This window comes from Corallococcus exercitus (genome assembly GCF_003611585.1).
Taxonomy (GTDB): domain Bacteria; phylum Myxococcota; class Myxococcia; order Myxococcales; family Myxococcaceae; genus Corallococcus; species Corallococcus exercitus.
This window is the reverse complement of sequence record NZ_RAVW01000162.1, coordinates 1-19,476: the sequence shown is the minus strand read 5'-3', so window position 1 is coordinate 19,476 and position 19,476 is coordinate 1. Positions and strand designations below refer to the sequence as shown.

The following is a 19,476-nucleotide window of genomic DNA, read 5'->3' as shown; positions in this document are numbered from 1 at the left end:
GGCGGAAGGTGGGGGCGGACATGCGGGCTCCGGAAAATACAGAAGGCCCGACCCGTGAGAGTCGGACCTTCTTGGGTGAATCAGGAAACGGTCAGGCTCAGGCGGCGCGAACGTTCTGCGCCTGCAGGCCCTTGGGGCCCTTGGTCACTTCGAACTCCACCTTCTGGCCCTCGGCCAGGGTGCGGAAGCCATCCATGTTGATGGCGGTGTGGTGGCAGAACACGTCCTCACCACCGCCGTCCTGCGTGATGAAGCCGAAGCCCTTCGCGTCGTTGAACCACTTCACGGTACCAGTCGCCATTTGCTGTTCTTCTTTCATCGCGGACAGGAAGAGTCGCCGTCCGGTCCTACAGAGTTCGACCCTACAAGACGGGCGCAAGCCTAAGCGCCCGTCCCGGGGGAAGTCCACTCCCTGGATACGTCAGCCGTGAAACGTCACCAGCCGCACTTCTGGCCCTTGTTCTGCTCCTGGAGCCAGCGACGCAGCGGGGCGAAGTACTCCAGCATCGGCGTGGCATCCATCTGGCGGGAGCCCGTCATCGCGGCGAGCGCATCCGGCCACGGCTTGCTCGCGCCCATCTCCAGCATGGCCTGCAGGCGCTGGCCCGCGGCCTTGTTGCCGTAGATGGAGCACTCGTTGAGCGCGCCCTTGTGGCCCGCGGCCTCGCACAGCGCCTTGTGGAACTGGAACTGGAGGATCCGCGCGAGGAAGTAGCGCGTGTACGGCACGTTGGCCGGCACGTGGTACTTGGCGCCCGCGTCGAAGTCCTGCTCCGTGCGCGCCACCGGCGCGGCCACGCCCTGGTACTTCGTGCGCAGCGCCCACCAGCTCTTGTTGTAGTCCGCCGGCTTCACCTTCCCGCTGAACACGTCCCAGCGCCACTGGTCCACCAGCAGGCCGAAGGGCAGGAAGGCCACCTTCTCCAGCGCGTCCTTCAGCTGGAGGTTGATGACGTTCTTGTCGTTCTTCTCCACCGCGTTGAGCAGGCCCGCCTGCTGGAGGTAGGCCGGGGTGATGGAGAGCGTGAGCGCGTCGCCAATGGCCTCGTGGAAGCCGTCGTTGGCGCCCGCCTGAAAGAGGACGGGGAGCTTGTAGTAGTACGTGTAGTAGTAGTCGTGGCCCAGCTCGTGGTGGATGGTGACCAGGTCCTCCTCGGTGGGCTTGATGCACATCTTGATGCGCAGGTCGTTGTCGTACGTCACGTCCCAGGCGGACGCGTGGCAGACGACGTCGCGGTCCTTCGGCTTGGTGAACTGCGAGCGCTCCCAGAAGGTCTGCGGCAGCGGCTTGAGGCCCAGCGAGGTGAAGAACTTCTCACCCAGCTTCACCATCTTCTGCGCGTCGTAGCCCTGCTTCACCAGGGCGCTGCCGACATCCAGGCTGGCCTGGCCGGGGAACGGCTCCACCAGCGGGTAGATGTTGTTCCACTCCTGCGCCCACATGTTGCCCAAGAGGTGCGCGGGGATGGGCTTGCCGGCGGGGACCTTCGCCTCGCCGTACTGCTTCGCGAGCCGGCCGCGCACGTAGCAGTGCAGCTCGTCGTACATGGGCTTGACCTGGCCCCAGAGCCGCTGCGCCTCCGTCTCGAACTCCGCCGGGGTCATGTCGTAGGACGACCGCCACAGCGTGCCCAGGTCGTTGAAGCCGATGTCCTTCGCGCCCGCGTTGGAGAGGTCCACCAGCTGCGTGTAGAGCGGGCGCATGGGGCGGCTGATGGCGTGCCAGCCGGTCCACGCGTCCAGCAGCTCGTCCGCGTTGCGGCTCTCCGCCATCACGTCGGACAGCTCCTCCAGGTCGCGGCACTTCCCCTTGCCGTCCTTGCCGCAGTACTTGCCCTTGCCGTAGAGGCCCTCCAGCTTCGCGGCGGTGGCGGCCAGCTCCGCGCGCTGCTTGGGGTTCGCGGGGGCGGGCAGCGTCTGGGACACGCGCAACAGGTGCAGCATGCGCGCGGTGTCCGCGTCCAGCTTCAGCCCGTCGAAGCGGCGCGAGTCCTTGATGGCGTTGTTGACGTAGGCCATCACCTCTTCGTTGACGGACGCGGCGTTCCGCTCCGTGTCGTCGGTGATGTACGTGCTCTTGATCCACTCGGCGGTGGCCTGGCGGGTCCAGAGCTGCTTCAGGTCCGCGTTGAGCTTCTCGGCGAACTGCTTCGCCTCCGCGGGCGTGGCCTTCGCGGCCGGAGCGGGCGTCGTCTGCGCGCTGGCGGCGGGCGCCGCGAGCGACAGGGCGGCCAGGGCCGCGCGAATCAAGGACTGGGGGGAGCGGGTCATGGGCGCGGACACTATGGGAAGTGCCCTGCCCTCGCACCCGCGAAGTCACGGGGCCCGCGCGCCCTGTCCTCGGGGTGAACGTCGTGCCCCCGCCTCCCGACGCAGTGCGAAAACCGCGCGGTCCTTCTCCTTCGCCTCCAGCATGAAGTCCGCCGGCCCGTCGAGCGCGGCCACCATGGCCTGGAAGTCCTCCGGGACGATGAAGTCCGAGTGCGCGCCGGGCCGCCCGTCCGCCTTCTGTGACGCCAGGTGGAATTTGGGCCGCAGGTCCAACGCACGCCAGGTGGCGGAGGCCTCGCGCACCAATTCCTCCACGGACAGGGGCGGATCCGAAGGAAGCACCGCGTTGTGCAGGTTGTCCCCCACCATGGGCACGCCGTGCTCGCGGGCCAGCGGGAGCACCTCGCGTGCGGTCCAGACCTTGTCGTCGTGCTCGATGGTGATCCGCTGGCGCAGCTCCTCCGGCATCGTGTCCAGCATCCGGTGCGCGGCCTCCAGTGCCTCGGGACGGCTGGGGGCGGCGCCGCCGACGTGGATGACGACGCGGCACTCGGGGCCTGCCTCCAGCATGTCCAGCACCCGCGCGCTGTAGCGCAGCTCCGCGAGGGCGGCGTCGCGCACGCGCTCATGACGGGAGGACAGCGACGCGCCGGCCGGAGACGGGTGCAGGGACAGCCGCTGCTGGGACTGGCGCGCGATGCGGGCCAGCGAGGCGAACTCGCGCGCGAAGGTCTTCCACCACGGCAGCGTGTTCACCGGGTGCGAACCGAACGGGATGAGCGACGAGCCGATGCGGAACAGCTGGATGCCGTGCGCCTCGTTGAAGCGCAGCAGCTGTTCCAGCTCCTCCAGGTTCTGCGCGGCGAGCGCCTCCAGCCGCTGCGGCGTCGCGGTGGCAAGCCGGCAGGTGTGGCTGGCGCTCACGCCCAGCGTCAGGGATTGGGCCACGTAGCCCAGCCGATAGGTCGAGAGGCCTTCCATGCCTGGAAAGGTCGGCACGCTTGCACCGTGTGACTGGACCCGGGGGGTCGTCCGGAGGGCAACCAGCCGTGACGGGCGCGCCCTGCCGTGCCGCTACAGGCAGTGACAGCTTTGCTTCATGCTCCTGGGACACACGAAGGATGCGCACTGGCCCGCGCCAGAGGCGGCGATGGACCAGGCGCGCGAGTTCCTGGAGGCCTGCCGGGACAGGCACGTGCTCGTCGCGCCGCACACGGACGTGGATGGGCTCACGTCCGGAGTGCTGATGCTCCGGGCCCTCCAGTCCCTGGGAGCCCGGCCGACGGCGCGCCTGCCGGGCAAGGGAGAGGACGTCCACCATCCGGGGTTCCTGGAGCGGCTGGGGGCCTCGTCCACGGAGGCGCTGGTGGTGCTGGACATGGGCAGCCGCGCGGAGCCGCTGCTGCCCGGGGTGCCCACGCTGCTCGTGGATCACCATGCGTCGGAGTCCTTTCCACCCGGCGCGCAGGTGCTCACCGCCTATGGCCATGAGCCCGTGGCGAACACGAGCCTGCTCACGTACGTGCTGACGTCGTCGTTCGTCGTGCCCGGTCCGCTGGAGTGGCTGGCGGTGCTGGGGACGGTGGCGGACCTGGGCGTGGACGCGCCGATGCCGTTCCTCAAGGACGCGCTGCGGCGGGCGAAGCGTTCATCCGTCACGGAGGCGGTGGCGCTGCTCAACGCGGCCCGCCGTTCCAGCCGGTTCGCGGCACCGCTGGCAATGCAGGTGCTGCTGCGTGCGGGCAGCGCGACGGACATCGCGGAGGGGCGCGTGCCCGGCGTGGACGCGCTGCGCGACTGCCGCCTGGAGGTGCAGCGCGAGGTGGCCCGGTGCGCGAAGACGCCGCCACGCTTCGCGGGAAACCTGGCGCTCCTGATGTTCAGCTCCGAGGCGCAGGTGCATCCGCTGGTGGCGATGCGCTGGGTGCAGCGGCTGCCGGACCACATCGTCGTCGCCGCCAACACGGGCTACCTCCCAGGCCGCGTGAACTTCGTGCTGCGAAGCCGCGCGCCGGTGGACCTGCTCGCGCTGCTGCGGGGGCTGGACCTGCCGCCGATGGGCGGCTCGTACGCGCACGGCCATTCGCGGGCCACGGGCGGCAGCCTGCCCCCCGCGGACTTCCTGCGCCTGATGGAGGCCCTGGGCTTCCGGGGGCTGAGCGACCGGGACGTGGAGCGGCGCGGCGTCGCGCCCTGACAGGCCACTGGGACGCAGGGGCGATGAGGCGCGCGGGCCCGTTGCGATATGACGGGGTGGATGCCTCGCGCCCTCCCTGCCCTCCTCTTCTCGCTGTGCCTCGTCGCCTGCGGTTCGACGAACGAGGATCCGCCCGCGCCCGGTGGCGAAGCCTGCGAGCGGTACACCTTCCCGCTGTCGGACACCGCGTCGGCCAGTCACGTGAGCTCGTGCGGCAGCACCGCGTGCGGCAACGGAGAGAACCCGCCCAACTCCGGCATGCACTGCTCCACGTGGCTGTCGTGCCGCAGCTTCGACACGGAGCAGCCGCGCTGTTCGTGGATCCACAACCTGGAGCACGGCCACGCGGTGTTCCTCTACAACTGCCCGGAGGGTTGTGCCGACGACGTCGCGAAGCTGGAGGCCGCGATGGCGAAGGCCGCGGTGGGCAGCAACGGCGTGCGCCGTGCGCTCGTCGCTCCGGATTCGCAGCTGCCCAAGCGCTTCGCCGCTCTGCTGTGGCGCCGCACGTACCTGATGGACTCCGTGGACCCGGACGCGCTCACGTGTCTGCTTGCGCTGCAGGACGTGGACGCGAATGAGCCGGGCTTGGTTTGCCCTCCGTGAAACATCGGTGAGCACGCGACAGGTCGTGCTGGTGCGCGAGGAATCCACCCCACCGGGAGTGTGACCGGCCAGCCAACCTTGCGCTCGCCGGGTCAACGTCTCTTAATTCGACGCACGCGCCACCCCTGTTTCATCCGCCTCCGTGTCCCGCGCGGAGGCACCGCACTCCCCCTATCGTCGGGGGCGGCGCGTCGACATGACCGAGACCGTCGACGCCCCCGTGTCCCCGAGGGGTCTGGCTCCTCGCAACATCGCTGATGCCTTCGAGGCCCAGGCCGCGCTCCATCCGCATGCCGTCGCCGTCCGCTGTGACGGACAGCAGCTCACGTACGCGGAGCTGGATGCTCGCGCGAACCGGCTCGCAGGCTGGTTGAAGGCACAGGGCGTGTGCCGTGAGCGGCCCCAGGTGGGCGTGTGCCTGCCGCGCTCGGTGGACCTCGTCGTCACGCTCGTCGCCATCCTCAAGGCGGGGGGCGCGTACGTCCCGCTGGATCCGGAGTATCCCTCGGAGCGGCTTGCGTTCATGGCCACGGATTCGCGCGTGCGGATCATCGTCACGCACGCCGGGCTGGAGTCGCGGCTGCCTTCGGGGGACTGGCGCACGCTGTGCCTGGACACGCAGGCGGATGGGCTCGCGGGCTTCGGTGAAGGGCCCATCGCGCGGGACGTGGTGGAGGACGACCTGGCCTACGTCGTCTTCACGTCCGGCTCCACGGGCCGGCCCAAGGGCGTGTGCGTGCCCCACCGGGGCGTGCTGCGGCTGGTGCTGGACGCGGACTACGTGCACCTGGGGCCGGACGAGGTGCTGTTGCAGCTGGCGCCCGTGGCCTTTGACGCGTCCACGTTCGAACTCTGGGGCGCGCTGCTCAATGGAGGCCGCGTGGCGGTGTTCTCGCGCGGGGCCGCCGCGCTGGACGAGCTGGGCGACTTCCTGAGCGCGGAGCGGGTGACGACGGCGTTCCTCACCACGGGCCTGTTCAACACGCTGGTGGACCGGGGCCTGCCGGGCACGGAGACGCTGCGGCAGCTCTACACGGGCGGCGAGGTGATGTCCCTGCCCCACGCGCGCCGGGCGCTGGAGGCCCTGCCTCACACGCGCATCTTCAACTGCTACGGCCCCACGGAGAACACCACCTTCACCAGCTGCCAGCTCCTGCGCGCACCGCTCGGCTCCGAGCCCGCGCCCATTGGCCACGCCATCTCCGGCACGCGGATGTACGTGCTGGACGCGGAGGGCCGCGAGCTGCCCGTGGGCGCCGTGGGCGAGCTGTACACGGGAGGCACCGGCGTCGCGTGGGGCTACTGGGAGCGCCCCGAGCTCACCGCCGAGCGGTTCCTGCCGGATCCCTTCAGCACCGAACCGGGCGCGCGCATGTATCGCTCGGGGGACCTCGCGCGCAGGCTCGAGGACGGCGCGGTGGACTTCGTGGGACGCGTGGACCACCAGGTCAAGGTGCGCGGCTTCCGCATCGAGCCGGGAGAGGTTGAAGCGGCGCTGCGCCTGCATGCCTCCGTGCAGGAGGCCGTGGTGATGGTGCGCGAGGACGTGCCGGGGGACCGGCGGCTGGTGGCGTACGTGACGGCCTCCGAGCCCCTGACGGCGCCGGTGCTGCGGGCCCACCTGAAGGGACACCTGCCCGCGCACATGCTGCCCTCGGCCATCGTCGTCCTGGACACGATGCCGCTCACCGCGAACGGCAAGGTGGAGCGCAAAGCCCTGCCGGATCCGCGCGAGTGCCCCGGGGCCGAGGAGGACTTCGTCGCGCCGGAGACCGCGCTGGAGCGGACCGTCGCGAAGGTCTGGGCGGACGTGCTGCGCGTGGACGCGGTCAGCGCCACGGCGGACTTCTTCGAGCTGGGTGGGCAATCCCTCCTGGCCACGCAGGCCATTGGCCGGCTGTGCGATGTGCTCGGGCGTCCCGTCCCGCTGCGCTCGCTGTTCGCCTTTCCCATCCTGCGGGACTTCGCCGCCGCGCTGGAGGCGGCTGCTCCAGCAGCGGAGCGTGCCGAGGCGCCCATCCCTCCGTGCGCGGATGCGGCGCGGGAGCAGCTGTCGTTCGCGCAGCAGCGGCTGTGGTTCCTGGACCAGTGGATGCCGGGCTCCGCGCTGTACTCACTGCCGTTCGCGTTCCGGCTGGAAGGGCCCGTGGATCCGGCCGTGCTCGAGCAGGCGCTCCAGGCCGTGGTGGACCGGCATGAGTCCCTGCGCACCACCTTCCCCGGTGAAGGCGCCGCCATCCAGTACGTCGCCGCGCACCTGCCCGTGACGCTGGAGCGCGCGGAGGCTCATTCGGAAGAAGAGACGCTCGCGCGCATGCAGCGTGAAGCGGAACGGCCGTTCGACCTGGCCCGGGGACCGTTGTTCCGAGCGCTGCTCATCCGTGAAGCGGAGCGGCGGCACGTGCTGGTGCTCAACCTGCACCACATCGTCTCCGATGGCTGGTCCTTCGGCGTGCTGTACCACGAGCTGTCCGCCGCGTACCGCGCGCGCGGAGCCGTCACGGACCTGTCGTCCCTGCCCATCCAGTATCCCGACTACGCGGCGTGGCAGCGCCAGTGGCTCCAGGGGGACGTGCTCCAGCGGGAGCTGGGCTTCTGGGCGCAGCAGCTCGCGGACGTGCCGCATGTGCTGGAGTTGCCCACCGACCGGCCGCGGCCCGCCGTGCAGCGGTTCGAGGGCGCCGTCCATCGCTTCACGGTTCCCGCGCGCCTCCACCGTGCGCTGGATGAGCTGGCCCGACGGGAAGGGGCCACGCTGTTCATGGCCCTGCTCACCGGCTTCCAGGTGCTGCTGGCGCGCTACAGTGGCCAGCGGGACTTCGTGGTGGGCACGCCCATCGCGAACCGCACGCGGAAGGAACTGGAAGGGCTCATCGGCTTCTTCGTCAACACGCTGCCCATCCGTGCGCGCTTCGAGGGGGAACCCTCGTTCCTCCAGCTCCTCGGACAGGTGCGCGACCGCGCGCTGGGGGCCTACGCCCATCAACACCTGCCGTTCGAGAAGCTGGTCGAAGCGCTCCAGGTCGAACGCGAAGCGAGCCGGACGCCCCTCATCCAGGTGCTGTTCGCGCTCCAGAACGCGCCCACGTCGCGGCTCCAGTTCCCGGACGTCACCGTCACCCCGCTGACGCTGGACACGCGCACGTCCAAGTTCGATCTGTTCCTCGCGCTGGAGGGGGCCGGCGATGAGCTGGTGGGCACGCTCGAATACGCCACCGCGCTGTTCGATGCGGCCACCATCGAGCGCCTGATGGAGCACTACCTCCAGGTGCTGCGCTGCTTCGTGGAGGCGCCGGACCGGGCCACGGGGGACGCGGTCTTCCTGTCGGAGGTGGAGCAGCGGCGGGTGCTCCGGGACTGGAATGCGTCGGCACGTCCCTACCCTTCGGAGCTGTCCATCGTGGACGCCTTCGCGTCGCAGGTCGCGCGGCGACCCGACGCCATCGCTGTGAGCCATGGCGCCGTGACGCTCACGTACGCGGAGCTGGATGCGCGAGCGGAGCACCTGGCCCGGCGGCTGCGGACCCTGGGGGTGGGCCGGCGTACGCCGCAGGTGGGCGTGTGCCTGCCGCGCTCGGTGGACCTCATCGTGTCGCTCCTGGCCATCCTCAAGGCGGGCGGCGCCTACGTCCCGCTGGACCCGGAGCATCCCTCCGAGCGGCTCGCGTTCATGGCCACCGATGCGCGGCTGGTCGCCATCGTCACGCATGAGGCCCTGGCGTCCGGGCTACCCCCGGGTTCATGGACACCGGTGTGCCTGGATGTTCCCTGGGATGCCGTGTTGGACGAGCCCGCGGCCGAGGCCGTGATGCCGGTGGACCTGGCGCACATCATCTACACCTCCGGTTCCACGGGCCGGCCCAAGGGCGTGTGCATCCCGCATCAGGGCGTGGTGCGGCTGGTGCTCAACCCCGACTACGTGCACCTGGGGCCCGGCGACCGGATGGCGCAGTCCACGACCATCGCGTTCGACCTGTCCACGCTGGAGATCTGGGGCGCGCTGCTCAACGGGGCCACGCTGGTCCTGTTCACCAAGGACGAGATCATCGACCCGGACGTCCTGACGCGCAGGCTCCAGGAAGAGCGCGTCACGCACATGGTGCTGGCCACGGCGCTGTTCAACCACGTCGCCCGCACGCGGCCCGAGGCCTTCCGCCACCTGTCCTGGATGATCTTCGGCGGCGAGGCCGCGGATGTCGCCAGCGTCAACGCGGTGCTCTCGCACGGTGGACCCACGGCGCTGATCAACGGCTATGGCCCCACGGAGAACACGTCGTTCAGCACGTGGCACCGGGTGCCGCACGCGGGCGTCGAGTCCGTGCCCATCGGTGGACCGCTCGCCAACAGCACGGCGTACGTGCTCGATGCCCGGCTCCAACTGGTTCCTCCCGGCGTCGTGGGCGAGCTGTTCGTGGGTGGCGACGGACTGGCGCTCGGGTACTGGGACAGGTCCGGCCTCACCGCGGAGAAGTTCATTCCCCATCCGTTCAGCGACACGCCCGGCGCTCGGCTCTATCGCACCGGGGACCTGGTCCGGCAGCGGGCGGATGGCGTCCTGGAATACGTCGGCCGCCGCGACCACCAGGTGAAGCTGCGCGGCTTCCGCATCGAGCTGGGCGAAGTGGAAGCGGCCCTGCGTCAGCACCCGGCCGCACGGGAGGCACTCGTCCTGCTGCGCGAGGACACGCCGGGTGACCGCAGGCTCGTGGCCTACGTCGCGGCCACGAATGTCGCGGATGCAGTGTTCCGCGAGTTCCTCCAGGCCCGGCTCCCGGGCCACATGGTGCCCTCCGCGTTCGTGGTGATGGAGTCGTTGCCCCTCACGCCCAATGGGAAGATCGACCGGCGTGCGCTCCCCGTCCCCGAAGCCTCCAGCACCGAGGACTTCATCTCGCCCCGGAGCCCGCTCGAAGCGCGGGTCGCCGGGATCTGGGCCTCCGTGCTGGGCGGGCGCGAGGTGGGGGTGCACTCCCACTTCTTCGACCTGGGCGGCCATTCGCTGCTGGCCACGCAGGTGGTGTCACGCGTTCGGGAGGCCCTGGGCGTGTCCCTGCCCGTGCGCGCCCTCTTTGAAGCACCGCGCCTGGAGGCGTTCGTCCGGGTCGTGCAAGGCCTGCTCGCGGAAGGACACCGGGAGTCCTCGCGCATCCCGCTGACGCCGCGTGGATCCGGACTGCTTCCGCTGTCCTTCGCGCAGGAGCGGCTGTGGTTCCTGGGGCGGCTCCATGAGGCCCCGGGCGTCTACAACATGCCCATGGCCCTGCGCCTGGACGGGCCACTGGACGTCGCGGTGCTGCGCGCCAGTCTGGAAGCACTCGTGTCGCGGCACGAGTCCCTTCGCACCACGTTCCCCGAGGGCGACCGACCCACGCAGCACATCGCCGACGAGCCCGTCCTCACGCTGGAGGTCCAGCGGTTCGATGCCTCGGGGCCGGAGGACGTGCGAATCCAGGCGCGCTTGCGGCAGGAGGCGGAGCGGTCCTTCGACCTCGCGAAGGGGCCCCTGTTCCGGGCGCTCCTGCTCCAGCTCGAAGGCACGTGTTCGGTGCTGCTCAACCTGCATCACATCGTGTCCGATGGCTGGTCGTTGGGCGTGCTCTACCGCGAGCTGTCCTCCGAGTACCACGCACGTCTCCAGGGCCACGCGCCGGACCTGTCCCCGCTGCCCTTGCAGTACGCGGACTACGCCGCGTGGCAGCGCCAGTGGCTCCAGGGGGACGTGCTCCAGCGACAGCTCGACTTCTGGAAGCAGCAGCTCGCGGACGCGCCGCATGTCCTGGAGCTGCCCACGGACCGCCCGCGTCCCGCGGTGCAGCGGTTCGAGGGCGCCACGTTCCGCTTCGCCTTGCCCTCCGCGCTCCGACATTCGCTGGAGGCCCTGGCCCGAGAGGAAGGGGCCACGCTGTTCATGACGCTGATGACGGGCTTCCAGTTGCTGCTGTCGCGCTACAGCGGCCAGCGGGACTTCATCGTCGGCACACCCATCGCCAACCGCACGCGCGAGGAGCTGGAAGGCCTCATCGGCTTCTTCGTCAACACGCTGCCGCTGCGGGCCCACCTGCGCGACGGTGCGTCCTTCCGTGAAGTGCTGCGGCAGGTTCGCGACCGGGCCTTGGGCGCGTATGCGCATCAGGAACTCCCGTTCGAAAAGCTCGTGGAGGAGCTGCACGTCGAACGCGCGCTGAGCCATGGACCGCTGGTGCAGGTGATGTTCGCCCTGCAGAACGCGCCCGGCACGTTGCCCCAGCTTCCGGGCCTCGAAGTCCAGGCACTGGAGCTGCCGCTCCAGACCTCCAAGTTCGACCTCAGCTTGATGCTGGAGGAGACGGGCGACGGGCTCTCGGGTGTCCTCGAATACGCGAGCGCACTCTTCGAGCCCCGCACCATCGAGCGGATGGCTGGCCACTTCCAGCGGCTGCTCGAAGGCGCGCTCCACCAGCCGGATGCCGTCATCCACACCCTGCCCTGGCTCTCCGAGGCGGAGCGGCAGCAGGTCCTATTCACCTGGAACGACAGCGCGCGTCCCTACCCGCGCGAAGCCTCCCTGGTGCGTGCCTTCAACGCGCAGGTGGCCGCGCGGCCGGAGGCCATCGCCGTGCGGCACGGCGCCCGTGCACTCACCTACGAGGAACTGGACACGCTCGCCAATCAGCTCGCGTGGGCCCTCAAGGCCCAGGGCGTCGGACGGGATGCGCCGCGCGTGGGCGTGTGCCTGCCTCGCTCCATCGACCTCGTCGTGTCGCTGGTCGCCATCCTCAAGGCGGGCGGTGCCTACGTGCCGCTGGACCCGGACTATCCGGCGGACCGCCTTGCCTTCATGGCCACCGATGCGCGGCTCGTCGCGGTCGTCACCGAGTCGGCGCTCGCGGATCAGGTCCCCGAAGGGCCCTGGACGGTCTTGCGGCGGGACGCGCTGCCGGCCGGGCTGCCACGCCACGCGCCTCCGGATACGTGCACGGGCGATGACCTGGCGCACATCATCTACACCTCCGGTTCGACGGGCCGGCCCAAGGGCGTCTGCATCCCGCATCGGGGCGTCGCCCGACTGGTTCTTGATCCGGACTTCATCCAACTCCGTCCCGAGGACCGCGTGGCTCAGACGTCCACGGTCGCCTTCGACGCCTCGACGTTCGAGCTGTGGAGCGCTCTGCTCAATGGCGCGACGCTGGTCCTGCTGTCCAAGGAAGAGGTCATCGAACCCACGGTGCTCTCGCAGCGGGTCCGTGAAGAAGGCATCACGGTCCTGTTCCTGACCACGGCGCTTCTCAACCACGTCGCGCGCACCGACCCGGCGCTCCTCAAGGGCCTGCGCTGGCTGCTGTTCGGTGGCGAGGCCGCGGATCCGACCTGCATCCGCGCACTCCTCTCCCACAGCGCGCCCGACCACCTCATCCACGCCTACGGCCCGACGGAGAACTCGGCGTACAGCACGTGGTTCTCTCCGACGCGCGTCGAACCCGATGCGGTGACGGTACCCATCGGGCGCCCGGTCTCCAACAGCACGGCCTATGTGTTGGACGCGCACCTGCACCCGGTGGCTCCGGGGATCATCGGCGAGCTGTTCGTCGGCGGTGACGGCCTCGCCTGGGGCTACTGGGAGCGGCCCGACCTCACCGCGACCGCCTTCGTCCCCCACCCCTTCGCCTCCGTCCCGGGCGCCCGCCTCTACCGCACGGGAGATCTCGTCCGGCAGCGCCACGACGGTGCCTTCGACTTCGTGGGCCGCCGCGACCATCAGGTCAAGGTGCGCGGCTTCCGCATCGAGCCAGGTGAAATCGAAGCTGTCCTTCGCCAGCACACGTCCGTGCGCGAGGCCCTGGTCCTCGTGCGGGAGGACTCACCGAGTGACAAGCGGCTGGTCGCCTACGTCACCTTCCGCGACGCCGTGAGCACCAGCGACCTGCGCACCCACGTCCAGGGACTGCTTCCCAGCCACATGGTCCCCTCCGCGTTCGTGCTGCTCGACGCGCTGCCCATGACTCCCAATGGGAAGGTGGACCGCCGTGCACTGCCCATCCCCGAGGGCGAGGAGCCGGCACCGACAGGCACACGGACGCTGACCGCGCTGGAGCAGACGTTGAGCGCCATCTGGTGCGCGGTGCTGCAACGGGCGCACATCCCCGTCGATGCGAACTTCTTCGACCTGGGCGGCCACTCCCTGCTGGCCACGCAGATCGTCTCCCGGACCTCGCAGGTGCTGGGCGTCCCCGTCCCCGTGCGGACCCTCTTCGAGTTCCCCACCCTCGAAGCCCTGGCGGGAGCACTGGAGGCACGGACGCAGGACCCGTCCCATCCGGTTCCCGCGCTCAAGGCTCAGCACCGGGAAGGACCGCCGCCCCTGTCCTTCGCGCAGGAGCGGCTCTGGTTCCTCAACCAGTTCCACTCGGACCGGGCCGCGTACAACATGCCCATGGCGCTGCGGCTGGAGGGCACGCTGGACGTGGACGTGATGGAGCACGCCCTCCAGGCGCTCGTGGACCGGCACGAATCCCTGCGCACGGTGTTCCCGGGTGAAGGCGCCCCCGTGCAGCACATCCTGCCCCGGCTGCCGGTGTCCCTCCGCCGGGTCGAGGCGTCCTCCCGGGAAGAGGCCGAAGCCCTGCTGCGCGAGGACGCGGAGACGCCCTTCGAGCTCTCGGAGGGTCCGCTGTTCCGTGCCCTCCTGGTGCGCGAGGACGCTCGACACCACGTGCTGCTGCTCAACCTGCATCACATCGTGTCCGACGGCTGGTCCCTGGGCGTGCTGTACCGGGAGCTGTCCGCCGAATACCAGGCGCGTCACGCGGGCCGGGCCTCCGACCTGGCGGCCTTGCCCGTGCAGTACGCGGACTACGCCGCGTGGCAGCGCCAGTGGCTCCAGGGCGACGTGCTCCAGCGGCAGCTCGATTTCTGGAAGCAGCAGCTCGCGGACGCGCCGCACGTCCTGGAGCTGCCGACCGACCATCCCCGTCCCTCCGTGCAGCAGTTCGCGGGGGCCACCCATGTCTTCACCCTCCCGCGAACCGTGCTCGAAGCGCTGGAGGGCTTGGGCCGCCAGGAAGGCGCCACGCTGTTCATGACGCTGATGGCGGGCTTCCAGCTGCTGCTGTCTCGCTACAGCGGCCAGCAGGACTTCATCGTCGGCACGCCCATCGCCAACCGCACGCGCGAGGAGCTGGAGGGCCTCATCGGCTTCTTCGTCAACACGCTGCCGCTGCGGGCCCACCTGCCTGACGGTGCGTCCTTCCGCGAAGTGCTGCGGCAGGTGCGTGACCGGGCGCTGGGCGCGTACGCGCATCAGGAACTCCCGTTCGAAAAGCTCGTGGAGGAGCTGCACGTTGAACGCGCGCTGAGCCATGGACCGCTGGTGCAGGTGATGTTCGCCTTGCAGAACACGCCCGGGACACCGCCCCAGCTTCCAGGCCTCCAGGTCCAGGCGTTGGAGCTCCAGACCCCGACCTCCAAGTTCGACCTCACCCTGGCCCTGACCGAAGTCCCGGAAGGACTCAGCGGCACGTTCGAGTACGCGACCGCGCTGTTCGAGCCCCGCACCATCGAGCGGATGGCCGACCACTTCCGCCGCCTTCTCGAAGGCGCGCTCCGTCAACCCGACGCGGGCATCCACGCCCTGCCCTGGCTCTCCGAAGCGGAGCACCAGCAGGTCATCACGGCATGGAACGACACCGGCCGGTCCTATCCAAGGGACCGCTCCCTCGTGCAGGCCTTCGAAGCACAGGTCGCCACGCGTCCGGATGCCATCGCCGTGCGCCACGGTGCCCGGACGCTCACCTACGCGGAGCTGGATGCCCGCGCCAATCAGCTCGCGTGGACGCTCAAGGCCCAGGGCGTCGGACGGGATGCGCCTCGCGTGGGCGTGTGCCTCTCACGCTCCATCGACCTCATCGTGTCGCTGGTCGCCGTGCTCAAGGCGGGTGGCGCCTACGTGCCGTTGGATCCGGACTACCCGGCGGATCGCCTGGCCCTCATGATCTCCGATGCGAAGGTGCATCGGATCATCACGGGAACCGCGACCTCGAGCCGGTTCTCTTCGGACAGCGTCGGGTGCATCCGCATGGATGCGTTGGAGGCCCCTGCTCATGCTGGCTCGCCTTACGACGCGACGCACTTCCATCCCTTGGAGCCCGCGTACGTCATCTACACGTCCGGCTCCACGGGCCGACCCAAGGGGGTCTGCGTTCCGCATCAGGCCGTGATGCGGCTGGTGATGGATCCGGACTACATCCCCTTCGGCCCGGAGGACCGGGTGGCCCAGGCGGCGACGGTGTCCTTCGACGCCTCGACCTTCGAGGTGTGGGGCGCGCTGCTCAACGGCGCGACGCTCGTCCTGTTCTCCAAGGAGGAGATCATCGACCCCGCGACGCTGGCCCGGGGCCTGCGCGACGAGCGCATCACCGCGCTGTTCCTCACCACGGCCCTGTTCAACCACGTCGCTCGGATGGAGCCCACGGCCTTCAACGGTCTGTCCACGCTCCTCTTCGGCGGCGAGGCCTCGGACCCGGCCTGCGTGAACCGGCTGCTGGCCCACGGTGGGCCCCGCAGGCTGTTGCACGTCTATGGCCCCACGGAGAACACGACGTTCAGCACGTGGCACCCCGTCACGGAGCCCGTCACGGGCACGGTGCCCATCGGCAGGCCCCTCTCCAACAGCACGGCCTATGTGCTGGACGCGCATCTGCACCCGGTGGCGCCAGGTATCATCGGCGAGTTGTTCGTCGGCGGTGACGGCCTCGCCTGGGGCTACTGGGCGCGGCCCGACCTCACCGCCGCCGCTTTCATCCCCCACCCCTTCGCCACTGTCCCGGGTGCACGCCTCTACCGCACCGGCGACCTCGTCCGGCAGCGCCATGACGGTGCCTTCGACTTCGTGGGCCGCCGCGACCATCAGGTCAAGGTGCGCGGCTTCCGCATCGAGCCGGGCGAAATCGAAGCCGTCCTTCGCCAGCATGCGTCCGTGCGCGAGGCCCTGGTCCTCGTGCGGGACGACTCACCGGGCGACAAGCGGCTTGTCGCCTACGTCACCTTCCGCGATGCCGTGACCGCCAGCGACCTGCGCGCCCATGTTCAGGCTGCGCTTCCCAGCCACATGGTCCCCTCCGCGTTCGTGCTGATGGACGCGCTGCCGCTCAACGCGAACGGCAAGGTGGACCGCCGCGCCCTGCCCCGTCCTTCGGATGCCACGGACACGGAGGAGGCCGGCGTGATGCCTCGCACGCCGCTGGAACAGCGGGTCGCGGACCTGTGGGCGGAGGTCCTGGGACGCACGGCCATCAGCGTCACCGCGAGCTTCTTCGACCTGGGCGGCCACTCCCTGCTCGCGGCGCAGCTCGTGTCCAAGCTGTCGGAGCACTTCCCGTTCAAGGTCCCACTCCAGGTCCTCTTCCAGAGTCCGACGGTCGCGGCGCTCGCGCAGTGGATCCAGGCGAAGCTCACGCCGGATGCACCGGTGGCCGCCCAGGGCCCCGTGCTCCCCGAAGGCATCGTGCGGCTCCAGCAGGGACGCTCGGATCTTCCGCCGCTGTGGTGCATGCACCCGGTGGGCGGCACGGTGTTCTGCTACCAGGATCTGGTGCGGGCGCTCGGTCCCGACCGCACGGTGTATGGCTTCCAGGCCCCCGGCGTGAACGGCGAGTGCCCTCCGTTGACGAGCATTGAAATGCTCGCGTCGCACCACCTGGGCGCCATGCTCCAGTGGCAGCCGCAAGGGCCCTACTACCTCGTCGGCCTCTCCATGGGCGGCACCATCGTCTACGAGATGGCCCAGCGCCTGCTCAAGCTGGGCATTCCTCCCGCGCTGCTCGTCTTCCTCGACACGCCCGGCCCCGGCCAGATGCCCACGCGCTTCGAGGACGACGCCGCGCTGCTCGCGGCCATGTTCGGGGATGACACGCCGACGCTCGCCCAGCGCCTGCGCTCACTGCCTCCGCACGAGCAGATGAAGGAGGTGCTGCGCCAGGCCCGCGAAGGCGCGACCGTGCCGGACTCGTATTCGCTGCGCGACCTGGAGATCTTCCTGGACGTCTGGAAGGCCCACATGCGCGCCCTCTTCAGCTACGAGCCCGTGCCCTATGAGGGACCGGCCACGTACCTGAAGGCCCAGGTGCACGTGCCACCCCACCCGCTGCATCCGGAGCAGCCGTGGCGGGAGCTGGTGCGGCCTGGGCTGGAGGTGCTGCCCGTGCCCGGCAATCACCAGACGATGATCGAACCGCCCCACGTCGAGATCATGGCGCGGCACCTTGCCGCGTGCCTGCGGCGCATCGAGGACGCAGCGCCCCGAAGCTCGGTCGCATAGCGGGCCTGGGGGCCATCGGTGGCATGACCGTGAAGTGGACGGTCAAGGGGGCACACGGGGTAATAGCGGAAGGACTGAGGGCGCCTGAGCGTACTAGCGCCCCCATGACCAACACCATTCGACGCGCCTTCGCGGCGCTGCTGACGCTGACGTGTCTCGGGGCGCTGACTGCCCAGGCCGCCACGGGTGTGCAGGGCCCCGTGCCTCCGGCCTTCCAGAACCGCTTGATGGTGGGCCTCTTCGAGGAGGCCGGCCAGACCTGGATGCGCGACAGCGACGTCCCGTGGGACGCGCGCTACCGCTACTTCACCAAGGGCTGGGCGGACAACTGGGGCTACGGCGCCCATGACGGCAGCTGGGCAGCCAGCTTCTTCACGGAGACGAAGGCGCAGGGCTACGTCCCCGTCGTCACGTACTACCAGCTCTTCGGTGAGGCGGGCGGCGGCGAGGGGGAGACGCTGGCGAAGCTGAAGAACGCCAGCACCATGCGCGGCTACTTCGAGGACGTGAAGCTGCTCCTCCAGCGCGCGAAGACCTTCGGCGGCCCGGTCATCGTGCACGTGGAACCGGACGCGGTCGGCATCCTCCAGTCCCAGACGGCCTCCAACCCCAACGCGTACGCGGCCATCGCCGCCTCGGGCATGCCGGAGCTCGCGGGCCTGCCCAACACCGTCGCCGGGTGGAGCCTGGCGTTCCTCCAGCTGCGCAAGGCCGTGGGCGCGAACAACGTCGTGCTGGGCCTGCACATCTCCGCGTGGGCCAGCGGCAAGGACCTCCTGCTCAACTCGCTGGAGGTTCCGCTCCAGCCGGAGGTGGACACGGTCGTCAGCTTCCTCAAGCCGCTGGGGCTTGGCACCAACGTCACCGGCGCCACCTACGACGTGCTCGTGGGCGACCCGCTGGACCGCGACGCGGACTTCTACCGGCTCACGCAGGGCGTGGACCACCTCTGGAGCATGAGCGACACCGCGTCCCTCACGTCGCGCTCGTACAACCGCTATGCGGAGTGGCTGCGCCTCTGGAACCAGACCACCGGCAAGCGCTGGGTGCTGTGGCAGATCCCGCTGGGCAACTCCAACCACCTCAACATGAACAACAGCGGTGGCGCGCGCCAGGGCTACAAGGACAACCGCACCGAGTACTTCTTCGGCGCGAGCGGTGACGCGCACCGGCGCAAGTTCGCCAACTCGGGCGTCGTCGCCCTGATGTTCGGCGCGGGCGCGGGCGGTCAGAGCTCCTACCAGAACGACCAGGGCACCGACGGCCAGCCCTACCTGAAGCAGCGCGCGGGCGCGTTCCTCAACGCGGGCGGCCTCTTCCTGCCCGAGGCCGGCACCACGCTTCCGCCCCCGGGCGGCGGTGGCACTACCGATGGTGGCACCGTGGACGCCGGCACCCCGCCGGTCGACGCGGGCACCGACGGAGGCACCCGTCCGGACGGTGGCACCGATGGCGGCGTGGACGGCGGGACGCGTCCGGATGCCGGCACCGACGGTGGCGTGGACGGCGGGACGCGTCCGGATGCCGGCACGGATGCGGGCACCGGCTCCTCCGACGCGGGCACCCCGGGCGACACCTCGAAGTACGGCTTCGAGTCCAGCGCGCAGGGCTGGAGCGCGAGCGGCGCCGCCCTGTCGTCCGTGAGCACCACCACGTCCAAGGCCTACGCGGGCACCCGTTCGCTGGCCGTGCCCTTCAACGGCACGTCCGGCAAGGGCACGGTGGCCGTGGCCAACGCGGCCGTGCCGTCCGGCAAGACGGTGACGTTCCGGTTCTGGCTGCCCACCGGCAGCAAGATCACCGGCGTCCAGCCCTACGCCCTGGAGGGCGAGTCCGCGAACTGGCGCTGGACGGGCAACTGGATCGCCGTCGGCAGCCTCAAGGCTGGCGCCTGGAACAACATCACCGTGAAGCTGCCCTCGGGCTCCACCACGCCGCTGTACCAGCTGGGCGTGGAGTTCCAGACGACGGGCACGTGGAAGGGGACGGCGTACCTCGACGCCGTCATCTGGTAGTCCGGAGTCCAAGCAGTTCCCGGTCCCGCGGGCGCGTGCAACCGCCCGCGGGACCGACGTAGGGTAGCGCCCCCTGTGAGCACCCCGCCCCCCGC

Annotated in this window: 7 protein-coding genes; 4 read left to right on the top strand and 3 right to left on the bottom strand. The window is 70.1% G+C overall.

What is annotated here, in order from left to right:
• Positions 1-97 precede the first annotated feature (97 nt).
• The 3 genes from D7W79_RS20585 to uvsE all read right to left on the bottom strand — a co-directional run bounded on the left by D7W79_RS20585 (position 98) and on the right by uvsE (position 3,252).
• On the bottom strand, positions 98-301 hold the full coding sequence (locus D7W79_RS20585) for a cold-shock protein (RefSeq protein WP_014397260.1): 204 nt from the start codon (positions 299-301) through the stop codon (positions 98-100).
• A gap of 134 nt (positions 302-435) precedes the next feature.
• Positions 436-2,271, bottom strand: a complete 1,836-nt coding sequence (locus D7W79_RS20580) for a M2 family metallopeptidase (RefSeq protein ID WP_120527091.1) — start codon at positions 2,269-2,271, stop codon at positions 436-438.
• Positions 2,272-2,316: 45 nt separating this feature from the next.
• Positions 2,317-3,252, bottom strand: a complete 936-nt coding sequence (gene uvsE, locus D7W79_RS20575) for a UV DNA damage repair endonuclease UvsE (protein ID WP_244221875.1) — start codon at positions 3,250-3,252, stop codon at positions 2,317-2,319.
• 118 nt (positions 3,253-3,370) lie between these two features.
• Between uvsE and D7W79_RS20570 the strand changes: the two genes are divergently transcribed.
• From D7W79_RS20570 to D7W79_RS20555, 4 genes are all read left to right on the top strand, one after another.
• A complete protein-coding gene (locus D7W79_RS20570) occupies positions 3,371-4,468 on the top strand; it encodes a DHH family phosphoesterase (RefSeq protein WP_120527089.1) in 1,098 nt (365 codons plus the stop codon).
• Between the two features lie 60 nt (positions 4,469-4,528).
• Positions 4,529-5,074, top strand: coding sequence for a thioredoxin-like domain-containing protein (locus tag D7W79_RS20565; protein WP_244221874.1), 546 nt, complete (start codon positions 4,529-4,531; stop codon positions 5,072-5,074).
• Positions 5,075-5,270: 196 nt separating this feature from the next.
• Positions 5,271-17,366: a non-ribosomal peptide synthetase gene (locus D7W79_RS20560; RefSeq protein WP_120527087.1), complete on the top strand. Its 12,096-nt coding sequence runs from the start codon at positions 5,271-5,273 to the stop codon at positions 17,364-17,366.
• Between the two features lie 104 nt (positions 17,367-17,470).
• The gene (locus D7W79_RS20555) at positions 17,471-19,381 is read left to right on the top strand and encodes a hypothetical protein (protein ID WP_120527086.1); all 1,911 of its coding nucleotides are present in this window, start codon (positions 17,471-17,473) and stop codon (positions 19,379-19,381) included.
• The last annotated feature ends 95 nt before the right edge of the window (positions 19,382-19,476 follow it).